This window comes from Anabaena cylindrica UHCC 0172, assembly GCF_034931625.1.
In the GTDB taxonomy this organism is placed as follows: Bacteria; Cyanobacteriota; Cyanobacteriia; order Cyanobacteriales; family Nostocaceae; genus Anabaena; species Anabaena cylindrica_A.
Genome location: NZ_JAYGGY010000092.1, coordinates 23,182 through 45,251 on the forward strand (window position 1 = coordinate 23,182; position 22,070 = coordinate 45,251).

Annotated in this window: 26 protein-coding genes and 1 pseudogene; 11 read left to right on the forward strand and 16 right to left on the reverse strand. The window is 41.0% G+C overall.

The genetic code is table 11. The annotated features are described in order from the left end of the window. The first annotated feature begins 11 nt into the window (after positions 1-11). The 6 genes from VB713_RS20255 (at position 12) to VB713_RS20280 (ending at position 6,233) form a co-directional block, all read left to right on the forward strand. Positions 12-1,172: a hypothetical protein gene (locus tag VB713_RS20255; RefSeq protein WP_323313307.1), complete on the forward strand. Its 1,161-nt coding sequence runs from the start codon at positions 12-14 to the stop codon at positions 1,170-1,172. Next, positions 1,148-2,950 carry a formylglycine-generating enzyme family protein gene (locus VB713_RS20260; protein WP_323313308.1) on the forward strand — a complete coding sequence of 601 codons (1,803 nt, stop codon included), beginning with the start codon at positions 1,148-1,150 and terminating at the stop codon, positions 2,948-2,950. Before VB713_RS20255 ends, VB713_RS20260 begins: the two co-directional genes overlap by 25 nt. A gap of 128 nt (positions 2,951-3,078) precedes the next feature. After that, positions 3,079-3,912, forward strand: a complete 834-nt coding sequence (locus VB713_RS20265; RefSeq protein ID WP_323313309.1) for a formylglycine-generating enzyme family protein — start codon at positions 3,079-3,081, stop codon at positions 3,910-3,912. 323 nt (positions 3,913-4,235) lie between these two features. Then, positions 4,236-4,589, forward strand: coding sequence for a diversity-generating retroelement protein Avd (gene avd, locus VB713_RS20270; protein ID WP_323313310.1), 354 nt, complete (start codon positions 4,236-4,238; stop codon positions 4,587-4,589). Between the two features lie 272 nt (positions 4,590-4,861). Next, positions 4,862-5,920, forward strand: coding sequence for an RNA-directed DNA polymerase (locus tag VB713_RS20275; protein WP_323313311.1), 1,059 nt, complete (start codon positions 4,862-4,864; stop codon positions 5,918-5,920). Between the two features lie 31 nt (positions 5,921-5,951). Next, entirely contained in the window at positions 5,952-6,233 is a 282-nt protein-coding gene (locus VB713_RS20280) for a hypothetical protein (protein ID WP_323313312.1), read from the forward strand. A 287-nt stretch (positions 6,234-6,520) separates the two neighbouring features. On the opposite strand, the gene VB713_RS20285 is transcribed toward VB713_RS20280, so the two are convergent. Together VB713_RS20285 and VB713_RS20290 are read right to left on the reverse strand one after the other, a co-directional pair. Then, a complete protein-coding gene (locus VB713_RS20285; RefSeq protein WP_323313313.1) occupies positions 6,521-6,817 on the reverse strand; it encodes an HNH endonuclease in 297 nt (98 codons plus the stop codon). Between the two features lie 96 nt (positions 6,818-6,913). Then, a pseudogene (locus VB713_RS20290) lies at positions 6,914-7,093 on the reverse strand (plasmid partition protein ParG); the annotation flags it as partial. A gap of 201 nt (positions 7,094-7,294) precedes the next feature. On the opposite strand from VB713_RS20290, the gene VB713_RS20295 reads away from it, so the two are divergent. Beyond that, on the forward strand, positions 7,295-7,543 hold the full coding sequence (locus VB713_RS20295; RefSeq protein WP_015217747.1) for a hypothetical protein: 249 nt from the start codon (positions 7,295-7,297) through the stop codon (positions 7,541-7,543). Positions 7,544-7,821: 278 nt separating this feature from the next. Here the strand turns inward: VB713_RS20295 and VB713_RS28295 are convergent, their stop codons facing one another. The 4 genes from VB713_RS28295 to VB713_RS20310 all read right to left on the reverse strand — a co-directional run bounded on the left by VB713_RS28295 (position 7,822) and on the right by VB713_RS20310 (position 12,058). Beyond that, positions 7,822-8,919 (reverse strand): hypothetical protein, encoded by a 1,098-nt coding sequence (locus tag VB713_RS28295; protein WP_416242461.1) that lies wholly within the window; start codon positions 8,917-8,919, stop codon positions 7,822-7,824. Continuing rightward, positions 8,849-9,700 (reverse strand): DNA cytosine methyltransferase, encoded by an 852-nt coding sequence (locus VB713_RS28300; RefSeq protein WP_416242462.1) that lies wholly within the window; start codon positions 9,698-9,700, stop codon positions 8,849-8,851. Before VB713_RS28300 ends, VB713_RS28295 begins: the two co-directional genes overlap by 71 nt. A gap of 1,081 nt (positions 9,701-10,781) precedes the next feature. Next, positions 10,782-11,270, reverse strand: coding sequence for a hypothetical protein (locus tag VB713_RS20305; protein WP_323313315.1), 489 nt, complete (start codon positions 11,268-11,270; stop codon positions 10,782-10,784). Further along, a complete protein-coding gene (locus VB713_RS20310; RefSeq protein ID WP_323313316.1) occupies positions 11,267-12,058 on the reverse strand; it encodes a hypothetical protein in 792 nt (263 codons plus the stop codon). Before VB713_RS20310 ends, VB713_RS20305 begins: the two co-directional genes overlap by 4 nt. A gap of 249 nt (positions 12,059-12,307) precedes the next feature. On the opposite strand from VB713_RS20310, the gene VB713_RS20315 reads away from it, so the two are divergent. Beyond that, entirely contained in the window at positions 12,308-12,787 is a 480-nt protein-coding gene (locus tag VB713_RS20315) for a hypothetical protein (RefSeq protein WP_323313317.1), read from the forward strand. Positions 12,788-12,924: 137 nt separating this feature from the next. Next, entirely contained in the window at positions 12,925-13,200 is a 276-nt protein-coding gene (locus VB713_RS20320; RefSeq protein ID WP_323313318.1) for a hypothetical protein, read from the forward strand. Between the two features lie 23 nt (positions 13,201-13,223). Here VB713_RS20320 and VB713_RS20325 read toward each other — a convergent pair whose 3' ends face one another. The 8 genes from VB713_RS20325 to VB713_RS20360 form a co-directional block, all read right to left on the reverse strand. Continuing rightward, a complete protein-coding gene (locus tag VB713_RS20325; protein ID WP_323313319.1) occupies positions 13,224-15,443 on the reverse strand; it encodes a DEAD/DEAH box helicase in 2,220 nt (739 codons plus the stop codon). A 286-nt stretch (positions 15,444-15,729) separates the two neighbouring features. Next, positions 15,730-15,999: a hypothetical protein gene (locus tag VB713_RS20330; protein WP_323313320.1), complete on the reverse strand. Its 270-nt coding sequence runs from the start codon at positions 15,997-15,999 to the stop codon at positions 15,730-15,732. A gap of 745 nt (positions 16,000-16,744) precedes the next feature. Then, entirely contained in the window at positions 16,745-17,455 is a 711-nt protein-coding gene (locus tag VB713_RS20335) for a Rad52/Rad22 family DNA repair protein (protein ID WP_323313321.1), read from the reverse strand. A 104-nt stretch (positions 17,456-17,559) separates the two neighbouring features. Further along, a complete protein-coding gene (locus VB713_RS20340; protein ID WP_323313322.1) occupies positions 17,560-17,808 on the reverse strand; it encodes a hypothetical protein in 249 nt (82 codons plus the stop codon). A gap of 11 nt (positions 17,809-17,819) precedes the next feature. Beyond that, the gene (locus VB713_RS20345; protein ID WP_323313323.1) at positions 17,820-17,975 is read right to left on the reverse strand and encodes a hypothetical protein; all 156 of its coding nucleotides are present in this window, start codon (positions 17,973-17,975) and stop codon (positions 17,820-17,822) included. A gap of 128 nt (positions 17,976-18,103) precedes the next feature. Then, positions 18,104-18,802: a hypothetical protein gene (locus VB713_RS20350; RefSeq protein ID WP_323313324.1), complete on the reverse strand. Its 699-nt coding sequence runs from the start codon at positions 18,800-18,802 to the stop codon at positions 18,104-18,106. A gap of 135 nt (positions 18,803-18,937) precedes the next feature. Then, positions 18,938-19,120 (reverse strand): hypothetical protein, encoded by a 183-nt coding sequence (locus VB713_RS20355; RefSeq protein ID WP_323313325.1) that lies wholly within the window; start codon positions 19,118-19,120, stop codon positions 18,938-18,940. Between the two features lie 95 nt (positions 19,121-19,215). After that, entirely contained in the window at positions 19,216-20,103 is an 888-nt protein-coding gene (locus VB713_RS20360; RefSeq protein WP_323313326.1) for an ArdC family protein, read from the reverse strand. A 159-nt stretch (positions 20,104-20,262) separates the two neighbouring features. On the opposite strand from VB713_RS20360, the gene VB713_RS20365 reads away from it, so the two are divergent. Continuing rightward, positions 20,263-20,400, forward strand: coding sequence for a hypothetical protein (locus tag VB713_RS20365; protein ID WP_323313327.1), 138 nt, complete (start codon positions 20,263-20,265; stop codon positions 20,398-20,400). Here the strand turns inward: VB713_RS20365 and VB713_RS20370 are convergent, their stop codons facing one another. Beyond that, a complete protein-coding gene (locus VB713_RS20370; RefSeq protein WP_323313328.1) occupies positions 20,401-20,646 on the reverse strand; it encodes a hypothetical protein in 246 nt (81 codons plus the stop codon). It lies immediately after the preceding gene. Positions 20,647-20,790: 144 nt separating this feature from the next. Here VB713_RS20370 and VB713_RS20375 point away from each other — a divergent pair, with 144 nt between their 5' ends. Then, positions 20,791-20,973, forward strand: coding sequence for a hypothetical protein (locus VB713_RS20375; RefSeq protein WP_323313329.1), 183 nt, complete (start codon positions 20,791-20,793; stop codon positions 20,971-20,973). Between the two features lie 105 nt (positions 20,974-21,078). On the opposite strand, the gene VB713_RS20380 is transcribed toward VB713_RS20375, so the two are convergent. Further along, entirely contained in the window at positions 21,079-21,636 is a 558-nt protein-coding gene (locus VB713_RS20380) for a hypothetical protein (RefSeq protein WP_323313330.1), read from the reverse strand. Positions 21,637-22,070 lie beyond the last annotated feature (434 nt).

Below are 22,070 nucleotides of genomic sequence, written 5' to 3' on the forward strand. Positions count from 1 at the left end.
ACGTAAATATTATGAGTAGTTTTCAATCTGTTGTCCTGGATTTTTTATTATTAGATTTATTCCAAGAATTGCGAAAAGCGGGAATGGCTCTAACAATAGAGCAGTATGATCTATTGCGAAAAGCAGTTACTCAGGGATATGGATTAGGTGGATGGCAAGATATTAAACGGGTCTGTCGGTTATTGTGGGTTAAACCTTGTGCTAACTATGATGGCAAGATTTTTGACCTCACCTTTGAACGCTATATCCAGCAGCATCATGATAAAATGCCAGTGCCGCTCCCTGCAAAAGAGCCAAAACCTCCACAAGCTCTAAAACCTTTATCAAATCTGCCCCAAATTCCCCCCCGAATTCCTCTCCGCAGCAAGAGTCCATCAACTGAGGAACGGGATAAAGTGCAAGTTCCGACTGCTGTTCAAACTGGAACTACACCAAACCCTAAAAAACAAGTATCTACACTGTTTGAGGATGCTAGAAAGGGAAAAGAATTTCATTTTAACCCCACTGATTTTCCTATTCAATTGCAGGATGTTCAGGTAAGTTGGCGTTTACTACGACAAGCAAAACAGGTTGGTTTGGATTATGAACTGGATCTGGAAGCAACTCTGGTTCAAATTGAACGGGAAGGCAATTTTAGTGATGTGGTAATGTGTCCGGTACGAACTCGACGGGCAGAACTTTTACTGCTGATAGATGATAGTTCGGCAATGATACCGTTTTTTCCGGTACTTAATCCCTTCATTCAAGCAATTAAAGAAGCTAGAATTACACCTGCTAAAATTTATCGGTTTACTAATTATCCTGACAAATATCTTTATCATTGGTATCATCCAGCCCAAGCCGAACCCCTGACTAATCTTTTACCAAAACTACATCGTCATCGCACCGTTGCCTTAATTTTCAGTGATGCTGGAGCCGCAACATTCACCCATAGCCAAGAGCGAATTCAGGGAATATCGAAGTTTTTGACGGCATTATCCCCATGTGTGCGCCAAATCATCTGGCTTAATCCTTTACCGTTTCAACGCTGGGAGCAAACTTCAGCCTGGACAATTGATGCGGTACTCAATGGCAAGATGTTAACCTATGAACCTGCCAGTCTGCAAAGGGCAACAAGAGAAATTCCCCAAGAGAGTAAAATAAAAATATGGCAGATGTATCCCCAAATCTAATGTTGCCGGAGCAAAGAGACGATTTAGCAACACGCCGCCTTCGGGTTTTTGAGAGACGCTACGGAACGAATGCGCTGTATTTGGCCTACCATGCTGCTTTTCCCCTTACACTCACTTCAGACTTACTCTATTGTTTGCGGGAGAATTTTGTCTCTGATGTTCCTTGGTATGCGGTAGCTGATGTATTGCTATCAGGATTATGCCAACCCATAGGTTATGACCTGTATGAAATGGAGGGGAAAACCAGAAATCGCTTACTTAGTGATTTATGTAATGAGTTTGGGGAACAACGACTCAAAGAATTGGCTAATTTCATGTCCGAGTATATTGCCAGTCGTTTGCTAGTCAAGGATAACAATCGGGCTTTGGTCTTTGGAAATCGGCCAAAATGGACAGCATTAGCCTACATAAGTCCAGATGCAAATGAAGTAATTAATGCTATCAAACAAGAATTGCAACAGTTGACAGCTTCCACAGATGGTAAAGAACGAATTAGATGGGCAGCATTAGTAGAAAGTTATGCTGACTTGTTATCAGAAAAGGGTTTTCAGCCATTGTTATTAGAATGGGTGCAGCAAACACTCGATAATCAACCCATTCAGGATGAGTGTACAAAATTAGCCGCAGAGATGGGAGTTACGCTGTTATCTTTAAAGTTTAAAGTAGCAATTATCACTCTAGCAGATGAGCAGACAGAGGAGTTACAACCCTTTGATTTTGAAGTAGTAAATGTTGATGCTCATGGGCAAGTTATTAAAAGAGAAAAACAACAAGCATTTTATTTTGTAGAGTTGTTAGGTAATAATAACCAAGTTGGTTTTGAGGAGTCAGAAAAGCTTAAAGAAAAATTAAATTTATCAGAAGAAAAAGATAAACTAACAAAAGTTATACAAGAGTTATCACAAAATTTAACATATCAACAAACTACTATTGATGAACAAAAGACTCATTTCAATATAATAAAAATTAATGAGCGAATTTCTGAAATAGATGAGACTTTAAAAAATTTACCATTACAACAAGCACAGCTAAAACCAATAGGGCTAGAAATGGTGGCAATTCCCGGAGGCACTTTTATCATGGGTTCTCCTCCAGAGGAATTAGAACACCAAGACGATGAAAGTCCCCAGCATCCTGTCACAGTGCAACCCTTCTTTATGGGTAAATATCAAGTAACGCAAGCACAATGGCGATTTGCGGCACAGTTACCCCAAATTAACCGACAGCTAAAGCAAGATCCATCTAATTTTAAAGGTGCAAATCGCCCTGTAGAGCAAGTTTCTTGGGAAGATGCGGTTGAGTTTTGCTCACGCCTTTCTCAATATACAGGTAGAACCTACCGCCTCCCTAGTGAAGCAGAATGGGAATATGCTTGTCGAGCGGGAACTACTACGCCATTTCACTTTGGACAGACGATTACAACGGATTTGGCTAATTATGATGGTAATTACGCGTATGGCGATGGAGTTAAAGGAATTTACAGAAAAGAAACAACAGAAGTAGGCAGCTTTGGAGTAGCTAATAACTTTGGATTATACGATATGCACGGTAACATCCGGGAGTGGTGTCAAGACGATTGGCATAGTAACTATGAGGGTGCGCCTACAGACGGAAGCGCATGGATAAGCAACAATGAGAGTAATGACAGTAAGCTGTTGCGCGGTGGTTCGTGGTTCAACATTCCTGGGCATTGCCGTTCTGCTTATCGCGGCTACTACTACTTCGGCAACTACCTTATTGGTTTTCGGGTTGTGTGTAGTGGTGCGGCGAGGACTTAATAGCACTATGCGCTTTTGCCCTCTTGCTCTTTATTTTCTGCACTCGTGAGCGTAGCGAACGATTTTTTTTTAACAAAAATGATTAATGGGACATTCAATAAAAAATATCAACAAACCGGTGATAAAAAATGCCAAAAATTCTGATTCATGAGTATGAAAGAACAGCACAGTATTTTATTGAAGATTTAGGTAATGGTATTGAATTAGAAATGATGATGATTCCTGGTGGCAGTTTTATGATGGGTTCACCGGAAGAAGAGGAAGGTAGCAGTGATGATGAACGCCCTCAGCACCAAGTCACTATCAAAGCCTTTTGTCTGGGTAAATATCAAGTCACACAGGCACAATGGAAGGCTGTAGCTACATTTCCAAAAGTAAACCGTGAACTAAAACCAGATCCGTCTCATTTTAAAGGTGATAATCGTCCTGTAGAGCAAGTTTCTTGGGAAGATGCAGTGGAGTTTTGCTCACGCCTTTCAAAACATACTAAAAGACAATATCGTTTACCCAGTGAAGCTGAATGGGAATATGCCTGTCGAGCCGGAACTACCACGCCATTTCACTTTGGAGAGACGATAACAACGGATTTAGCTAACTATCGAGGTATAGATGGTGACAGTATCAGATGGTCAGGTTCTTATGGACAAGGACTAAAAGGAGTTTACAGAGAAGAAACAACAGAAGTAGGCAGCTTTGGGGTAGCTAATAACTTTGGATTATACGATATGCACGGCAACGTCTGGGAATGGTGTCAAGACGATTGGCATAGTTACCATGAAGGTGCGCCTACGGATGAAAGCGTATGGTTAAGTAATGAAGAGACTAATAACGCCAAACTGCTGCGCGGTGGTTCGTGGTACAACGCTCCTGCATATTGCCGTTCTGCTTATCGCTACTACTTCAGCTTCGGCAACAACTATATTGGTTTTCGGGTTGTGTGTAGTGGTGCGGCGAGGACTTAGTAGCACTATGCGCTTTTGCCCTCTTGCTCTTTTCTTGTCTTATCTTCCTCGCTACGCGAGGAAATTTTTTTGAAAAAATGATCAGAACTCTAACTTCTTGGTTTATTTTGTCAATAAATCATCAATTAATATCAGAAATTCGGGATTTTATGGGTAGAAAATAATTTTTTATTTCTATTTTTTGTCAGCTATACTATAAACAGTATGACCAAGGAAAATTAATTTGCTAAAAACAGTTATTGCTTAGTAAAATATTTGCGTGTGCCAAATAAATTAACTTAATGTTGAAACTTGGTAATTTTAAAAAATTAATTAGAAGTTAAATGGAAGAATTACCGATTATTCAAAAAACCTATGATTTAATTAAATGGTATGTTCCCATTCTTAACCGTCTTCCCAAAGACCATAAATTTATATTAGGAGACAGGATGATAAAAGAATTATATGAACTACTTGAAGGTTTAATCATTGTTCGTTATGCCAAACAAAAATCAATTCAGTTAGAGTCTTTGAATAGTCAATTAGACATTCTTCGCTATCAAACGAGACTATTGCTAGATTTTCAGCTAGTTCCTGTTCATAGATATGAATATGCTGGCAAAGCAATCAATGAAATCGGCATGGAATTAGGCGGTTGGATTAAACAACAAAATAAACGCCCGATAATTAAAAATTAGTAACCTAAGTAGGTAGGCGGGAAAATTTCAAGGTATGTCATTGCTTCACTCCGCTACGCTCCGTTCGCAAGGGTTTTGAGGTTTTTACATTTTGTTACATAGTTAGGTTTATTTGTGCCTACCTACTTAAGTTGCTAGTTAGGTATATTGTCAGATATGGCTTACACCTCCTGTAAGGAGGATGTCCAGGATTAAAGGATGAAGATGGGGATTTTATCACCAATTACCAATTACCAATTACCAATTACCAATTACCAATTACCAAAAATGCTATGAAACGCTATGGTAATCTTTATCCTCAAATAGTTGAATTTGAAAATATATTAGCATCAGCCAAAAAAGCCCAAAGAGGTAAAAGATTTCGACACAACGTTTTAGAATTTAATTATAACTTAGAAAGCGAATTAAGTAAACTACAACAAGAGTTAATCAATAAAACTTATCAACCAGGTGAATATAGAACATTTTATATTAAAGAACCAAAGACCAGAATGATTTCCGCCGCACCATATCGAGATAGAGTGGTGCATCATGCCTTATGTAATATAATTGTTCCCTTAATTGAACCAACATTTATCGGTGATTCCTATGCAAATAGGGTAGGATTTGGAAGTCATCGGGCTTTACGTCGTTTTACTAAATTTGCGCGTTCTAATCGCTATATTCTTCAGTGTGATATCCAAAAGTATTTTCCTAGTATTGACCATGAAATTCTCAAAACATTGCTACATAATAAATTAAAATGCCCGGATACACGTTGGTTAATAGACAGTTTAATTGATAATAGCAATGAACAATTCGCAGTAGTTGAATATTTTCCGGGAGACCAATTATTAACGCCATTAGAAAGACAGCGGGGTTTACCAATTGGGAATCTTACCAGCCAGTTTTTTGCTAATGTTTATCTTAACTATTTAGATCATTTTGTTAAAGACAAGCTAAAGGCGTGGAAATATCTGCGTTATGTTGATGATTTTGCCTTATTTTCAGATGATAGAGAATTTTTGGTAGATGCTAGATATGCTATAGAAGAATACCTAATAGAATTAAGACTAAAAATCCATCCTATCAAGAGTCAATTGTTTGAAACAAAGTATGGTACTAATTTTTTAGGTTTTCGCATCTTACCAGACTGTATTCGAGTCCGTGCAGAAAACTTGCGTAGGGCAAGACGGAGAATAAAAAATATGCAAAGTAATTATATTCAAGGTAAGATTGAATTAGACAAAGTATCCCAATCAATTCAAAGTTGGTTCGCTCATTTAGAACATGGTGATACTTGGCGATTACGCCAACAGATATTTACTACTCTTGCCTGGACAAGAGAGTAGAGAAGGGGTGGGCTATCTTAACTGCTGCGCGGTGGTTCGTGGAACAACAATCCTGAAAATTGCCGTTCTGCTTATCGCAACAACAACAACTTCGACAACAACAATATTGGTTTTCGGGTTGTGTGTAGTGGTGCGGCGAGTACTCTTCTGTACCAGAACTGGCGGGTGGGAATTCGTCGGGCGTGTCAAAGAAGAGTCCAGACCTGTTCCTGTAATGTCGGTGACGGCATCCGAAAATCAAACTGGGTTGGGTAGCTTGGTAGGTGTCAAAGCCGAAGACTTGCCCAACTCTCCAAGAATAACTGGCAACTGAGAAAGATGCCTGGTACTGTTTGCTTTTGCTTGAATCCCCTGCTCGAAGTTTCCCTTAAGAAAATTTTACCAATTAACAAGTTAGAGGGATGCGATCGCTCTATTAAAGTATACAAAAATTTCCCTCAAGAAAATTCTGCACGGTGTCTTTAATACATTTTTCCCCATTATTCTTGGTTTCCCTTAAGAAAATGGTAGGGGTGCGATGCCTACGGCGAGCGAAGCTATCGCGTCTCGTAGAGAAGCGCTCCGTAGGAATCGCCCAAGAAAACCCATTAAAAATTTCCCCTAAGAAAAAGCAGACACATCAAACAAGCTTAACTGTCCTTCCACAACATTACCCCTACCCCCACGATGGTAATTAAGATGACATGACGCGCACACTGGTATCAAGTTCTCAACCCTGTTATCAGTAGGTATCATATTGTGGTGATGAACTTGCAGGTTATAGGCACGGGGTTTAATATTGTCAGCAGGTATTTCACCAGGACGTAAACAGACACGCCCACATTTTTGACAACGCCAATCAGCTTTTTCTTTGATGGATTGAGCTAGTTCTTTCCAGTGCTTTGGGTAGTCACTCATGATAACTATTAAAGCTAGATACTAGTATTTTACAGTTTCCCTTAAGAAAATTCACTCTTATGGGTTCTACAGTCACAATTCATACAACAAAAGTAATTACTTTTGCTGGCTTTGGGTTGAGTTTTTTAACCAATCCTCAATCAATTCATTGACAACATCCCCCATAGGTCTATCCTGCTGAGTACACGCCACTTTAAACCTCAGCTTTATCTCTTTGTCTATATACACACTCAACTCAGCTTTACCTTCGGGAATCTTTTTAGCCATCATTCCACCGTTATCTCGATTACTCGATAACTAGTATTCTCGCATTCCGTTGTTAAACCGCCGTTTTTACGAGATTGCGAGATTGCGCGGTAATTGTTAGGATAAAAATAAGGCGATGCTTACGGCTGGCTTACACCTACGCCTATCTGCCAAGAATCCGCGATAGCTGCGCCCCCTCAAGGCATCGCCCTAACCCTTACAGGTAAATTCATGATGACACAAGTTCAAAGTCTTATATCAGGTGCTGAAAGCAACCAAATCAGCTACGTCAAAGAACCCACTGCTGGCAGAGAACCATTGAAACATCTGTTGATTGGGACACGCACAGCCGTAATCAGCACAATCCATAATTTACAAGTTCTTGGCTATGCCGATGTTGGGGACTGGAGCCAACCCATGCCCACCGGCAATACTGGGGAAGTGATGAGCATTTTAAGTAGACAAATCTTGATTAAATAACTTGCCTAAAACGCTATTCTTTCAGCCCCGGTTTTCACTGGGGTTTTTTTATTGCTGCTTTCAGTATGATAGCGATCGCTCGCTTCCCTCTATATTTTCCCTTAAGAATATGAAAAATCATGATTGGATGCTAGGAATATTAATGTTAATGGTTGTGAGTGCAGGGTTAATTATTCCAATTACGTATAATTATGATTTATATAATCAAGACAAGCAATTTAAAAAGGAGGGATTAAGACCCTCCGAGTAAGTAGTATATCTGTATTCAATGTTTTAATTCAATCCTCTTTGTTGAGTCCGCCGTGTGAGTTTCCATAATGTCCAGCAAGAGATGATGATTCAAAAATCATACCTCCTGTTTTATGTTTACACTGGAGAATAAAATGTTTAATTTCATCCACAGAACAATGATGTTCAATCATGATTTTTACCTGTGGAACTATTCGGGCTGGTGTAGGTAAGCTGCGATTTTTCCATTCACCATTGACCTTAATTTCGTAGTAATAACCCCATCTCCAATGCAGATGGTTGAATTTATCCCTTTCCCCTTGAACCCTTGGATAAGTAACAATTGTTCCATCCTTGAGTTTCTTATTTTCAAGGTATGGGGCAAGGCTACCTGATGCTATTTTTTTCTTGGGGGAAACTTCCGGCTCAATTAATGGTTCAGCACTTCGACAAAGCTCAGTGACCAAGTTTTCCCTTAAGAATTGATCTATTAAATCTGGTGGTGCGATCGCTAACTGTTCAATCAAATCGTCATCTTGACCCCAGAAATAGCATTTTAAGTCAGCGTAGCTGTTGCCGTATTTAACAGAGAAGTATTCACCAGGACTTGCTTCTATAATTTCCCCTACCCTGCCATTGAGGATATATTCACCAGGTTTAAATTCAGGTTTAGGTGACAGTAAAGAAAGTTCAATATCCCATAGTCCGGGCATACCCCTAGCTGGTATTGGTTCTGGTAAAAACTGCACATTTTCCAACTTCCATGCATAGCGGTCAACTTCCCACAAACCACATCTTAATTCTGTCTCTGACTGCTGACTGATAAATTCCTCAGTCATTTTGATACAGTCGGTAAGGTCTGCGATCGCAACTATAGAACCAAAAGGCACATTTTCCCCTAAGAAATCTGGAGATAAATCTGCAAACGCACCTAACCAATAATATGTATCCTCTTGTTTTACAGCAGCGTGTATGGCAATTTTTCCCCGATAGTTGGTAGCTTTACCCCTTGTTTCATAATGCTTATATTTGCCTACCAGAGAAGCCCAAGGTTGATGTAGAGTAAGGGCTTTAATTTTAGTTGTCGTGGTTTGATTGTCGGTGTTTGTCGTGGTTGCTAAAACTTCCAACTCCTGCGAGTTCTGCAAGGTAACAGACTCGTTTAAGGACAATTTCTGCTTGTTGGGGTGTAACTGCTCTGCCGTAGAGATCAATGCAGTGCCGTCTATTTTTGATGTGGTGTCCCGTGCCGGGATAAGTGGGAGTTGCACTGATAGTATCTCTCCAGTGTCCGCTAATGGGTACTCCACCCAACCAATCGGGAACCCCATCATCCACCCTGCCACCATTGGGTGTAACTTGTCCCCCTGGTTGATGAATGGCCTCAATTTCTGCTCTAATCTGTTCGTTCCAGCAGGTCGGCAGTTTCCCGAACCTTTGGGGTAAGTCGTGGGGGTAGGCAATAACAAAAACTCGCTCTCGTTCGTGGGGTGCGCCAAGCTCCGACGCTGAAATGATTTCTGGATCTTCGTAACTGTATTCGACCATTCGGAGTCCCCCAAGAACTGCTCTAAGTCCGTTGTTAATAATTCCTCTGGGCTGTTCAACAACAACAAATTCAGGCTGTTCAACTGCGATCGCTCTGAGGGAGTAGAACCACATTTTTGATTCTGGGTGGTTGAGTCCTTCTCGCTTGCCGGCGTTACTTGTTCCCGTGCAGGGGAATGATACCCAGTGGATGTTATGCCGTTTGAATTGTCCTTGATAGGTTCTGATATCTGGGTGAATAGGGATTTTTGGGAATCTATAACTAAGCACTCGTTGGGCGCTGCTGTCGATTTCGATAAACTGGGTTGTTCTAATTCCAAGTTTGTCACCTGCAATGGTGGCTGCTCCTGTTCCGGCGTAACTGTCGAGCATGGTAAGCATGATTTTATTTCCCTTAATAACTGAAGCTTGTTAATTTCAGAGAATGAGTAAGCACATTTAATCCAGCCGTCCCAATCAATAGAAAAGCCAGTTTTACCAACGCTGCATACTTCACCGCTGCGCTGCTCTTTTTTAGAAAATATGCGTAGCCCTAGTCCATCGTAGATGTCGCTTACTTGCAGATTTTGATTTTCCCCTAAGAATTGCTCACCTCTCTCCTGCTCCCAAATATCCCTACTAGATAGCTGCTGAGAATCGTCAAAATCCTCATCATCACAGTTATGCAGCCATTCTTGATAAGCTTTATCGAACTCGCTAAAATCTGTATAGTTTTCGGCTTGTGGAACTGGTAAAAATGATAGATTAGCGATCGCAACCTTTTGTTTTTCGATTTCCCCTAAGAATAAAACCTCAGCTAATCCAGTGGTTTTGTAAAACTTATAAGCCTTAATCTTTTTCCCACTGGAATGTAAATACACTCCACCCTGTTTAAATTTATGGGGCTTGTTTTTATTAGCCCTTGCCACAGATAATTCTTGCTGATTTTCAGCTTCTACCTTGGCGCAATGTACATACCACCTGGGGCTTAAGTAAGCTTTTTTAATCTTACTGGTGATGACTTCTTGATTGTCTGTGGAGTTGCAATAAATTATCTCACCATCATAATGGTATTTATCATTACCATATTTCCAGTATTGTGGGTATGTATCCCACAGCCCACCATTATCTTTCCAATCATTGGGGATAATCACCTCATTCTTAAGGGAAAATAAATCATGACTAGAATCGCTACTAAAGCCATGATTTTTTAATTCAGGATGATTTATCAGCCACTCTTCCCAAGCCTTGTTGTAGGCTTCTGTAGATATGAAATTAGCGGGTTCTGGTGGTTCGTTGGATGAATCATAGAATAGTGTAGTTTGTCCACTTTTCTCAGTTTGGGTAATTTCAAAATCTAGGATAATTTCGTTTTCATTCTTAGGGGAAATTTCAGGAAACGCAGATCCATCATCCCAAGCTGGATCAGATTTTCCCAAGTAAACATCAGATTTAGGAGCTTTAGACTTAGTTTTAGCCATAATCAAACCTCACTTTCTAAATAAGCTTCTGTTTGTCTCATCCACTGATTATGAGAAATAGCCTGAATTTCTTGCTTGCGATGCTGTACTTCCCGGTTGTCATTTTCGGTTCGGTCAGTTGTCCCAGGCATTGCCATTTTTTTAGCTAATCCATGAAAATCAATCTGACGTTTTACAGTATTACGCCAATCTTTGCGACTCCAAAGATCAAGTTTTTGACAAATTGCTGGTAAGAAGCGAGTATCAAAATTTTCGAGGTGTATATTACCCCATTTTTCGTGAAATTTTTTACATGAAGGATTTTGACAAGCTACGTTTTTATCCTGTTGGTAGTTATAGTCAGGGATAATTATCTGTACTAAACGAAGTTGCACAAATCCACTATCCTGACAACAAAAACAGTTCCATTGAGGGTAAAAGATTTCTTTATCCTCGTTTTGTTTATGAGGATGTGAAGGTAATTTTTCAAATTTAGGAAAATCTTCAATCATCTTTCATCCCCCCAAATCAAATTGTTAGCATCAGCCCAAACGTAAAAATCACGCCGAAGCTTTTGATTGTCCATATCTTCAGCCTGAAATCCAGCAGGTCCTAACTGTCGTATCTTTTCAAGCCATTCTTCACGCTGTGGGTGGTTTTCCCACTTACAAGAGAGCGCGGCAGAAACTTTTCCTTGGGATTTTTCCCACTGACTGCGTAATTCTTCCCAATGTGTTTCTACCCATTTGCTGGTTAAAGTGGGTGGATTGGGCAGTTCAGAAGCTTTTTTCTTACCAAATTCTAAAAAACTCTCTCTCTGTTCATCTGAAAGAGAGTTTGTATAAGTCTTATAAGTCTTATAAGTATGAGAAGACTTGGAACGCTTGCCAGGAGAGCGTTTTGAGCGTTGATTTTCCGGTTTTTTGGAAACTTCTCCGTTTTCTTGGAGCGTTTTCCGAAAATTTGGAGCGTTTTCCGAAATTTCGGAATCACTTCCGGTTTCTTGGAAAGATTTCTGAATCTTCGGAATTCCCCGCAGGTTACGAAACTGAAAGCCTTTATCCTGAAAATCAAACAAATCAAACTTTTGAAACTTAGCGATCGCAGCGTAAAAGGTGCTTTTTTTGATTTCTACCTTTTCCATGACAGCTAAAGTGTTTGGTAAGTCTTTGTACTTATCTCCCCAAGGGTCTAAGGTAACTAAATAAGTCCAAAGTCTCCATTCAGCAGCAGTTAGGTTGGCTTTGTAGAGTTTTTCTAAAGTTTCGGCGGTTAAGGGGTAAAAATTATTGCTGCTCATCTTCTACCCTTTCAAGCGTAATTCTGTAATGCTGTTTGCTAGTCATGTAGCACCTTCCTTGAATAACTCCAAAGAAGGAACAGATTTTGTGGGATCTGTGTCATAATAAAAATAAGGTTGTTGGTGTGTAACTTTGGCAATTCTTAGTTGCACGCCACTTTTACAAAAGTGAATACTGCTGTAGTACTGTGGCAGAAACCCAAAGAATTTGCTATAAAGAAATGATAGCACATATTTCTATATCGCAATATGAATCATAGAGAAATTCTGGTAAATTCCCTTAAGAAAGCGATCGCCCAAGGTAAACCCGCATCACATATAGCGAAAGAAAGCGGTGTGCCTCCAAGTACAATCAGTAAATTAATGAAAGGTCAACAGGATGATTTGATTGCTGGCTTCTATTTCAGTATTCTTGACTGCTTGCCAGAGGAGATTAAGAATGATGCTTATTCTAGCTTAGGGATTCGCCAAATCAATCCTCAACAGATAACTAAATACTTAAACGGTAGAGATATTGCAGAGATAATTCCATTCTTAGGGGAAAGCGATAAAGAAGAGGTAGTAACAGCGATCGCTAAGTCTGGAGTTAGAGGTGTGTTTGACCCTAAACAGTTGCGGGGTGAGGATATTGCTAAATTAATCCCATTCTTAGGGGATAGAGATACAGGTGAAATACTGTCAGCGATCGCCAAAACTTTGCAAAATTCCAGACAAAAAATCAGTGTATAATTCAGTATACAACCCAGTAGTTTTACGGTATAGCGCCTTAACCCTATTATAAGATATTGATAACATATCTCAATAATGGAAGGTTTGTGATGCATTACCAGCTTTCACTTTCATTAAATCTTATGCTACTTGCTCCTATGAATACAAACGGCAACAATACAGATTTTCTCAATCTTCCAGATGCTGAAAAATTAAACTTAATTGAAGAGGTGATTCAAAAACTATCAGTTGATGATAAGGCCAAGCTGATTAAATCCTTGCTGGGTGGAGGACTGCAAATAGTGGCAGCACCCTCTCAAATAAATGCTGCTAATGTATTTAGTAATAATATTTACCAAGTATCACTGATGGATAAAGCAGAGATGGGGAGCATATTAGAAGCGATCGCTGATAAGTTGAAAAGTTCAAATTAATTCTTAAGGGAAGTGCGATTATTTTAGAGAATTTCTAGTAACTGCTTGGCTAATTCCTTGGGCGAATCTAAGCCGCGTAGAGTTTTGCGTTTTCCCTTAAGAATCAACTCAATCCGATCTTGTTTGGATTGCAGTAAAGTATCTATTGCATTATCAATTTCTCCTAACTGTATCCAGGTGGCAAATACAGAATTAGATTGTCCGAGTCTATGGCATCTATCTTCAGCCTGTTCACAGTCTCCAGGAGTCCATGCTCTGTCCAGTAAAATTACATTACTAGCAGCTGTTAAAGTTATTCCTACACCACCAGCCTTTATGGTGCCGATAAATACTTTTTGCGCTCCTGACTGAAACTTATCTACCAATAATTGACGCTCATCCCTGTGTGTACTACCAGTTAGAAAAACGCCCCCTAATTTATGGTGAAGTTCTTCAGCAGATTCTAGAAACTCTGTGAAAATCACTACCTGCTGCCCTTGATCTAATAATTCCTCTGCAATCTCTACAGCAGTATCTACTTTAAATTCACTACCAATTTTACGCAGGTAATTTAAAGTTACCAAAGCTTCTGCATCTTCGGAAACTTCCCCCGCCTTGGCGCGGGCTTTGTAACCATCTATAAGCGATCGCAATTTTGATTGATAATCCTTAACCGCTGCTGGTTCTAATTCAGTTTGTTTAAACAATCTAGTTTTGGCTGGCAACTCTGGTAAACATTCTTGTTTGGTGCGGCGTAAAATAATATCCTCAGTTTTTTTGCTCAGTTCGTCTAAGTGTGCAGCCCCGGTGTTATCCCAGATTGACTTTTTACCAACAGATTTATGATGAGCATTGCAGTAATGGCGCTCATACTCCCATTTATCTGATGCTAATGGGTGATTAACTGCAAATAGTAAGGGATAAAGGTTTATTGGTCTACCGTTTTTAATTGGTGTACCAGTTAGTAACCAAGTTGCTAAACAATTGCTATGGTGTCCCAACTCCAGCATTTTTTTAGTGCGCTGACTGTTGATGTTTTGTGCGTAGTGCGACTCATCACAAATCAGCACATAATTCTGTGTTTCCAATGGTTTGGGAATTTTAGCCCAGCTAAAACACTCAATACTTACCCCTATCTTCTCAGCTTCCCTCACCCAATTATCTAAGAGTGATACAGGTGCAACTACAAATACATGGCATTGCTGTGTACACTGCATAGCTTTAGCCGCTGCCAAAGCTGTGAGAGTTTTACCCAAACCCATGTGATCAGCAAGTATTCCACCATCATAAATACCGCCGCGACGGTGAGCGAGTAACCACTCTGCACCCTGTTTTTGATAATCACGCAGATACCAGCCATTAGTTAAAGGTGCATCTAAATTAGCAGCTTCTACTAATCTGACAATTTCGCTGGCTTTATCAAGCGCCTCAGCTTCCCTTGCTGCTTTTTCTTCAGCTAATCTCATTTCACATAATGCGATCGCACCCTTAAATTGTGCAGATATACAGAAGTCGTCAGTAACAAGCTTTTCATTAACTTCAATAGCTTTTTCTAGTGGGAAACGCCAAGATTTATCTTCACCTATAAACTTCCAGCCATCTATTGTTTTACAGTTTCTCTGAGATTTCCCAGTCTTATCATAAGGAGTGTACACAGCAATTTCATTACCTTTTACTTCTACTCTGTAATCAGGTACATACTTTTCACCAATGTCATTAATAGCTTGAGTTGTAGGTAAATTTTCAGGATATTGATCCTTGATTAGTTCCCAACTTGGTAAGGTTAAATTGCCTCTTTCCAACTGCTTGTTATACTTAGTAACCATTTTTAAAGCAGCTTGAGCATGAGCTTTAATAATCGGCTTTTTACCGTTAATTCTTTCTGCTAACCAATGCCCAAAACCAGTATCCGCACCATTGAAGCCTATACCGTCCTGAGCGTAAGCGCCATCACAGTTACCAGCTAAATATAAAATACAATTCTCAAGGAAATAATTTTTTGATGCGTTTTTCTTTCCCTCAATAATTAGCGGTAGCTCTAATTGTAGTTTAATTAAATCTTGTAAATTCCAATTGGGTAATACTTTAATAACAGAGTTTAAATCTATTTCTGATAATACTTGCTTTCCTGAATCAAGAGCGATCGCATAGTCTCTAATTTCCCCTAAGAATTTCTCAGGAACTCTTAGTGCAGATGTTGGTAAATTTTGCCATTTAGTTGCTTGCTTTGGCAAATGATCCGTCTTTGGATTTTTGTTGCTCATGTTCAACCTGGTCGGTTTTTTATTAATACAATTATATTTCAATGCCGTGTACACTGCAATAAACATTAATTAAATATCATCGAACGCAGTGAGCAGACCAGTTCCCCCACTCGGCGGGGTTAGGGGGGTGGGGAGGCGAAATGGGAGCGCTTACCGTAACTGTGTGCGTTGCGATAACTTTTGGGCGCGACCTCACTAGCGCGGATGAGTAATTTAGGACACTAACAGATCAATATAATTCCGCGCGAAACAAGAGCGTAGCAACCACTAGCGCCGGGAATCGTATTTAACACATTAATAAAACCATGCCTTGAAAGTGACCAATGACTGGTGAATAAAGACAAATTGAATCAAGAACTATAGCCCACCCACCCAAACCCAAAGCGGCTTCCAGAGGGTGCTGCCCAAAGCCCAACCCGACTACGCGAGAGAGGGCAAGAAGAAAATGAAAAAGCTGGGGAAACCCGGCTATTACGGCTTCTTCCCCTCCCTTATCGCGCAGTCGCCGGCACCCTCTTACAGCCGCTTTCCCTACAGTTCTAAAACCATTGGTCATTAGTCAGTTGTTGGTGTTTGTCGCGGTTCTGTTGTTTTGGCTGTGTCCCTTGCTGTGTCTGGCTTTGGGGTTGCTAATAGCGCGGTTTCGTGCTATACTAGTTACATAGTCTACCGGGTGGTGTCGTGGTTTCTTCCCTTTTTGCTGGTGTGGTTTCTGTCGGGTTTTCCGGCTCTCGTTCTCCCTCTGCGGCTGCTGCGGCTGCGCTGTCTGGGGTGCTGGCTTGTGTCCCTCGTCGTGGTTGTCGGGTTTCTGTGGGTTGCGCTCGTGGTGTCGATTCGGTGGTGCGTGGTGCGTTGGCTGGCTCTCAGTCCCTGTTGGTGTTTTCGGCGGTTTCTTCCCGGTTCGCTCGTGCGGGTGCTGTGGGTGCGCTGGCTCTACGGTCTGCGGCTTGTGTGCGTTCGGTTGCTCCTGGTTCGCGTGGTTTGCTGGTGGTTTTGCCGTCTGGGGCGTGTCCTTCTGGGGTGCGTCCTTCCCGGTCGTTCCGTGGTTGTGGGTCTGGTTCCTGGGGGTCTGCTGCCTTGGCTCTCGGTTTGGGGCGGCGTGTGGTGGTGTGGTTGCCTTCCTCCGTTTCTCCCCCGGTGTGGGCTGGCTTTGCTTGGTCGTCGGTTGGCGGTGGGTGGTGGTTGTGTGCGGCGGCCGTTCCGGTTTCTGCTCCGGTTCAGTTGGCGTTGTTTTAGTTGTTGTGGGGGTTGTTTCCCCCAATAAAAAACCCTCAGCGAGTGAGGGTGAAGTTATCAAACTATTAAAAAGCTAAATTTTCTAGCTCTGTCATCACCTGGCTAAATTTGTTTGCAGGAATTTCTTTTGTAGAAACTAAGTTAAACTTTGCGATCGCTTCCTTCACATCGTCCTCAGATAGTTGTAATTTTCTGGCAGTTGCCCACAGTAATTTTACTTGCTCCAGGTCTATTACTTGAGCAGCGGTAACTGGTAAAACTTTTTTAACTGGTTGGCTTTTTTTAATAGGTATTCCTCTGGCTCCCGCTGCTAGTTCGTCGTTTTCCTTACCAAATTTATAAGCCCTCAAATCTCCCTGCTTCCGCATGAGTTTATCTGTCAGCTTTTGATCATCCAAGTACGCCGCAACTCCGAAAGCTTCAGCAGCATTTTTAAAAGCATCTGCTATCGCTCTCTCTGTGGGCGTGCCTCTAGCCATATTTTTGCCCTCATTTGAGAGCAGTACAATGGGCGCGATCCCTGGAGCTTCACGAGAAACACCAGCGATGGTGATAGTACATCTTATGCAGCAATCATCACCCACATAAATCGGGTGGGAATACGAGCATGACCATTCTGGGTAAACATCATTGAGCCTATCTCTGATGTGCTGCCACGGCACAAATAGCCATCTTCCCCCGCCTCTCAATGTTCGCTCTTGGTGCTGCTCTGGCAAAAACGGTTTAGATAGCTCTGCAAGAATTTGTTTAAATTCCTCACGAGTGACTGTTAACATATTTTTCTAGTGGGAAATTCTGATATATGCGATAGCGTAAGCGCTGCTGCAAGCAGATCGCTCCTTATCCCTTAAGAATTGAAAGCGATCGCTAAGTTAATTAGCTAAAAATCGTAATCGTCTTTTTTCTGCAACCAGGAAAAATCCTCGTCTGGATCTATACCTTTTACTGGTTCTGATTCTTCCAGTTCTTTTATTCCCTCTGTAATTGCTTCTCCAAGAGAGTTGGCGCTTCTCTCGTTGTTATCCGCGCTAGTAGTCCACTCCATTTCGTTGCAGTCTATGTTCACTGAATACTTCCCAATTACGATCTCTATATCGCCTTTTCCAAGGTCTTTTTTGCTAAATGGCATTGCTTGCACCCCTAAATATTATGGTTGTCGTAAACGTCTTGGCAGTTGCTGAAAGCTTGATTGAGAAGATAGTCTGCGCTTAGGTCAGCGCCTTCTTCTACCTCTTCCAAAATTTCAGCTAATCCGTTCAGCACTTCAGCTAGTTTTTCCAGCAGTTCTTGAGACATAGTGTTATCCTTTGATTGGGTAGGTGAAATTAGGTTCAATTTGAGCTTGGTTTTTTAGCGTTCTTAATCCTTGGTCGGTTTTTGGTTCGCCCCTGCCCTCAATTATGGCTGTGGACTGCGGCCAGCTTTTACCAGATATATTCATATTCCGGATCTGGTTCAAACTGCCAGTCAGTCTCTAAGTTTTTATCTCTGCGCTCAGTCCAGCAATACTGGTACTGTTTATAGTTTTCTGCTCTCAAGTATTTCCACGCCGCGAATACGTGCTTGTCTGGTATCTGCCCCTCCACAACTGGGTGATCAATTAAGTACTGCTGTGCTTTTAAATCTTGCATGAAAGCTTTTTCTGTACCGCTGAAAGCATGGCAAGTACAATTAATTGCATGAGGCATTAAATTAAGCTCATAAAAATCCCCGGTGTTTCCTTTTGCAATCAACTCATGCCAGTTTGATCCAGGTTCTAGTTTATAGGGGTCAGCCTTTGCCCAACAGCGGTTTATAAGTGCATTTACATAATCAGCCTTTGACACAAATCTAGATATTCCTCTAATCTTCACTTTCTCACCGCGCTTAATAATAAATCCGGGAATATGAAGGTAAACTACTTTTTCATAAACATCAATAGTAATGATGTCAATTCCCATTTTAGTTTGTTCATCAGTCCAGCCAAGCTTTTTTAATATTTGCTTGGTATTTTCTAAGGAATAAATATGTCTTAAAGCATAATCTTCACCATTGTTTTCATGCAATAGCGACTGGTGAAATATAGAATAATTATAGTCGGTTTTAGTATGAGCTTTAGCAGAAAATCTTTTAGTAGTAGTCATTTGTTTTACCTGGTCGGTTATTTCTCTATAATAGCACGAATTCGTGCTATTGGCAATACTTTTAAGTAAATTCTTAAGGGAAATAAAAAAGCGATCGCTCTTAGTAGTTTAGATGCGATCGCTTGGGATTATTGATTAAAAGGGAATGTGAGTTTCCCCTGTTTGAGCGTTGTAATATTCACCATCCTCGGTTTCATAGCTGCCATCTTCATAGATGGTAACTCCAATTTTTTCCCAGTAACTGTTGTCTTTGGTTTCTTCCGTTTCTTGCTGTTGATCGTCGTCGCTCTGATCTTTTTTTTCTTCTGGATTTATCACTTTTTCAATCCTTTATCTTTACTCTTTCTGCTTCAACCCATCTTAGAAATAAGGAGCGATGTCTGCGGCGGGCGAAGCCATCGCGCTATACTTCATCAGGATTGATCGGTTTTAGATAGTAGCAATTCAGCCGCTTTATTAGCCAAACTTACAGCTTTGAAAAAATACTTTTTGTCATCTTTCAAGTGTGACAACCAATGATCAATGTAGCTTGCGTGATTTTCTATTTCTCCTGAATAATTAAACTCATTTAGGACAAAGGCCGCTGTTAGTTCTGCTATCAACTCCTCAAATGCGTAGGAGTTTGTACCAAAATTGCCTGTTAAATCTCTATTGAGTCTGCTTTCATGTCCTGTCCAGTGTCCTAGTTCATGAATCGCTGTAGCATAGTAGCCGGATAACTTTTTGAAGCTGGATAATTCAGGTAGGCGAATCTGATCAGTTGCGTGATGGTAAAAGGCGCTATCGCCTCCGTGCGAAATTACAGCGTTTTGAGAGTTAATAAAGTTTTCTAAAGTCAGATCGGGTGTGTGTTTCTCAGTTGATACTGATTGAGATTTAAAGAAGGTGCTAGTTTTGATTTCTGCTTTGGAATCATCTATACAAGCAACATTGAACACATTAAACCATTTAGCGGCTGATCTGTACTCCTTCAATGTTTCGCCGTCTTCGTTCTCTGACTCGACCGTATAACCTCCTCCCCATCGTATCCAAGTTGACTCTGATCCTTTTTTAACCGTCCAGTTGTTTTCCTTAGCTTGATTGAAGCTAATGAAATATGGCTGATCATAATCTTTTATCATGCAATCCACAGCACACAACAAGGGATTAATGCCTGTGTACTGATGACCTGTAACTAAGTTTTGGTAGCCTAAACTATTCCAAGGTTTAGCCCAGGGCTTAACGCCTACTTCTAGTAATTGACTAATGCGATCGCTGATAATTTGGAACTTATCAGACTTTTGGAATTTTTGCTTATTCACAGTAGTAAATTGTTTTTAGGGTGATAGCGATGCCTGCGGCGGGCGTTGGCGCAGCCTCTCGTAGAGAAGCCATCGCTATTCTTAAGGGATAGTTGCGATCGCGTAAGCGCTGACTTGTCAGTTCGCTCTAATATCAACTCTCAATAATTCCTCTGTTGTGTGCCTACTTTGGGTTTAATCCTTTCCCTGCCAGGTTTCCGCATGGTTGCTTTGTGGTGGCCTTCGCACTTTGCTGGAATTATGGAAAGCGATCGACAAGCGATGCCTGCGGCGGGCGGAGCCATCGCTAAAAGCTAATTAATTGGCGCGAGATTTGATATAGCTATCAACAAACTCAGTACTAATCTTGAAATCAATACAAGCCATTTTTAATCGGCGCTTAACATTGGTTCTAGCGTCGTTTAACCTTAAACTTTCTTCTTCCTCTGATTCTTCGATATCAAGTAAAGCGTTGATGCTCTTTGCAAGCTTTCTCAGGTAATCAAGATCAATCTCTTCCTTACCCGTGATCATCGTAAAAGCTGGATCGTTGGTTAAAAACATTGTTGTAAATTCCTGGTCGGTTTTTTACTTCACTTTTATATAATAGCGCGAATTCACGCTGTTGGCAAGATATATTACAAAATCTTTACAATTCATTAGCAAGAATACGCGCTATAGTAAATTATGCAGATATAGGAGATTAATATGAATATTAACGGCAATCCTGACATAACTAAATTCTCATTTAAGTGCAAGATTGCAGAGATACCAGCAGAGCAATATTCTATTAGGCTGGTTCCTGGAACTAAAGCAGCTTTGAAAAAAAAATTTGGCAAAGACTTTGGTGATAAAGTTCGGGAAGCGATTATGATGCTCTTAGAAGAATAACTTTATGCGATTGAGGAGTGGGTGGGCTTGCCCCACCCCGACGAATGAGCAATAGATCAACTCAAACGAAAGCGATCCGAGAGTTCCGCGAGCAGTGATATGTTATCAAAACAGTGATAATTGAGCGGGTGCTTGTAGCTCTTTTAGGTAGAAAAAGCATATACACCACCTGTCAAACTGAACTGGTGAAACTGAGTGGGGTTGCTTGTTGTCAAAGCTTATACAGTCCCCCTCAGTTAAATTAATTGATTCTAAAAATTTCTCGTCACCCCAAGAATATAAATTAAAAATTGCCTCACCTATTACATTTATGGATGCTGCACCCTTTGCATAAGCTGGTGAATCTGCGTGCTTTTTGATCTCTGTTCCTGCGGGGTAATGCAGAATAAGAGCTTGGTCAAATTTTGGAAGTAATCTTTCTCCTATCAGTTCCACCTGCTCAGATTTTAAAATTAGCCTTCTCTGTGGTGAAATTGGCTCGATTTTAGAGGGCTTACCTGATTTTGCAGATACTAGCTCTACTGTATTTCTTAAAGAAATCTCTCTTCTACCCTTTGCATATGTTGATGGCGAAATCTGCATTAGTGGATCAATTCTCTTTAGCCATGCCTTAGTTAGATCTAATTCTTGCTGGCTCAGTTTCCCTAAATTTTTTATGGTCATAGTAGTTAAAGAAATTTTTTATTGGGGGAAAACCCCCGTTGAGAACTAGAACAAGGCCAACTGCACTGGAGCCGGAGAGCCGCAAACCACCGGACAGCCCACCCACCCAGGGCAACCGGGAACTGGAGAAAGACCCCAGCCAGTGGGACAGGGGAGAGAGCCTAAAAAAACCAGGCAGGGAAGGCCAGAGCCGAGAGCAAAAGCCAGGGAAGCCCAGGAACCAGAGCCAGAGCCAGAAAAGCAGCGGGAGGAAGAAGCAGAGGGGAAAAGGCCAGCAGGGCAGGGAGAGGAAGGAAAAGCCACCCACAAACCGCCCGCAGTAGCCACCGCAGCCACCACCGCAACAGACCGCCTAGCAAAAGAGGAGCGGCCAGACCCAAAGGAAGAGGCCGCAAAAACTGAGGCAGTGGGAAAAGCAGCCCTGAAGAACTGAT

Coding starts and splice junctions, on each gene's coding strand:
- VB713_RS20260 (WP_323313308.1), top strand. CDS start 1,148: ATGGCAGATGTATCCCCAAATCTAATGTTGCCGGAGCAAAGAGACGAT.
- VB713_RS28300 (WP_416242462.1), bottom strand. CDS start 9,700: ATGCTTACCATGCTCGACAGTTACGCCGGAACAGGAGCAGCCACCATT.
- VB713_RS20320 (WP_323313318.1), top strand. CDS start 12,925: ATGAATACAAACGGCAACAATACAGATTTTCTCAATCTTCCAGATGCT.
- VB713_RS20350 (WP_323313324.1), bottom strand. CDS start 18,802: ATGACTACTACTAAAAGATTTTCTGCTAAAGCTCATACTAAAACCGAC.
- VB713_RS20335 (WP_323313321.1), bottom strand. CDS start 17,455: ATGTTAACAGTCACTCGTGAGGAATTTAAACAAATTCTTGCAGAGCTA.
- VB713_RS20340 (WP_323313322.1), bottom strand. CDS start 17,808: ATGCCATTTAGCAAAAAAGACCTTGGAAAAGGCGATATAGAGATCGTA.
- VB713_RS20345 (WP_323313323.1), bottom strand. CDS start 17,975: ATGTCTCAAGAACTGCTGGAAAAACTAGCTGAAGTGCTGAACGGATTA.
- VB713_RS20255 (WP_323313307.1), top strand. CDS start 12: ATGAGTAGTTTTCAATCTGTTGTCCTGGATTTTTTATTATTAGATTTA.
- VB713_RS20275 (WP_323313311.1), top strand. CDS start 4,862: ATGAAACGCTATGGTAATCTTTATCCTCAAATAGTTGAATTTGAAAAT.
- avd (WP_323313310.1), top strand. CDS start 4,236: ATGGAAGAATTACCGATTATTCAAAAAACCTATGATTTAATTAAATGG.
- VB713_RS20285 (WP_323313313.1), bottom strand. CDS start 6,817: ATGAGTGACTACCCAAAGCACTGGAAAGAACTAGCTCAATCCATCAAA.
- VB713_RS20330 (WP_323313320.1), bottom strand. CDS start 15,999: ATGACCAATGGTTTTAGAACTGTAGGGAAAGCGGCTGTAAGAGGGTGC.
- VB713_RS20305 (WP_323313315.1), bottom strand. CDS start 11,270: ATGATTGAAGATTTTCCTAAATTTGAAAAATTACCTTCACATCCTCAT.
- VB713_RS20315 (WP_323313317.1), top strand. CDS start 12,308: ATGAATCATAGAGAAATTCTGGTAAATTCCCTTAAGAAAGCGATCGCC.
- VB713_RS20325 (WP_323313319.1), bottom strand. CDS start 15,443: ATGAGCAACAAAAATCCAAAGACGGATCATTTGCCAAAGCAAGCAACT.
- VB713_RS20370 (WP_323313328.1), bottom strand. CDS start 20,646: ATGTTTTTAACCAACGATCCAGCTTTTACGATGATCACGGGTAAGGAA.
- VB713_RS20375 (WP_323313329.1), top strand. CDS start 20,791: ATGAATATTAACGGCAATCCTGACATAACTAAATTCTCATTTAAGTGC.
- VB713_RS20295 (WP_015217747.1), top strand. CDS start 7,295: ATGATGACACAAGTTCAAAGTCTTATATCAGGTGCTGAAAGCAACCAA.
- VB713_RS20310 (WP_323313316.1), bottom strand. CDS start 12,058: ATGAGCAGCAATAATTTTTACCCCTTAACCGCCGAAACTTTAGAAAAA.
- VB713_RS20265 (WP_323313309.1), top strand. CDS start 3,079: ATGCCAAAAATTCTGATTCATGAGTATGAAAGAACAGCACAGTATTTT.
- VB713_RS20380 (WP_323313330.1), bottom strand. CDS start 21,636: ATGACCATAAAAAATTTAGGGAAACTGAGCCAGCAAGAATTAGATCTA.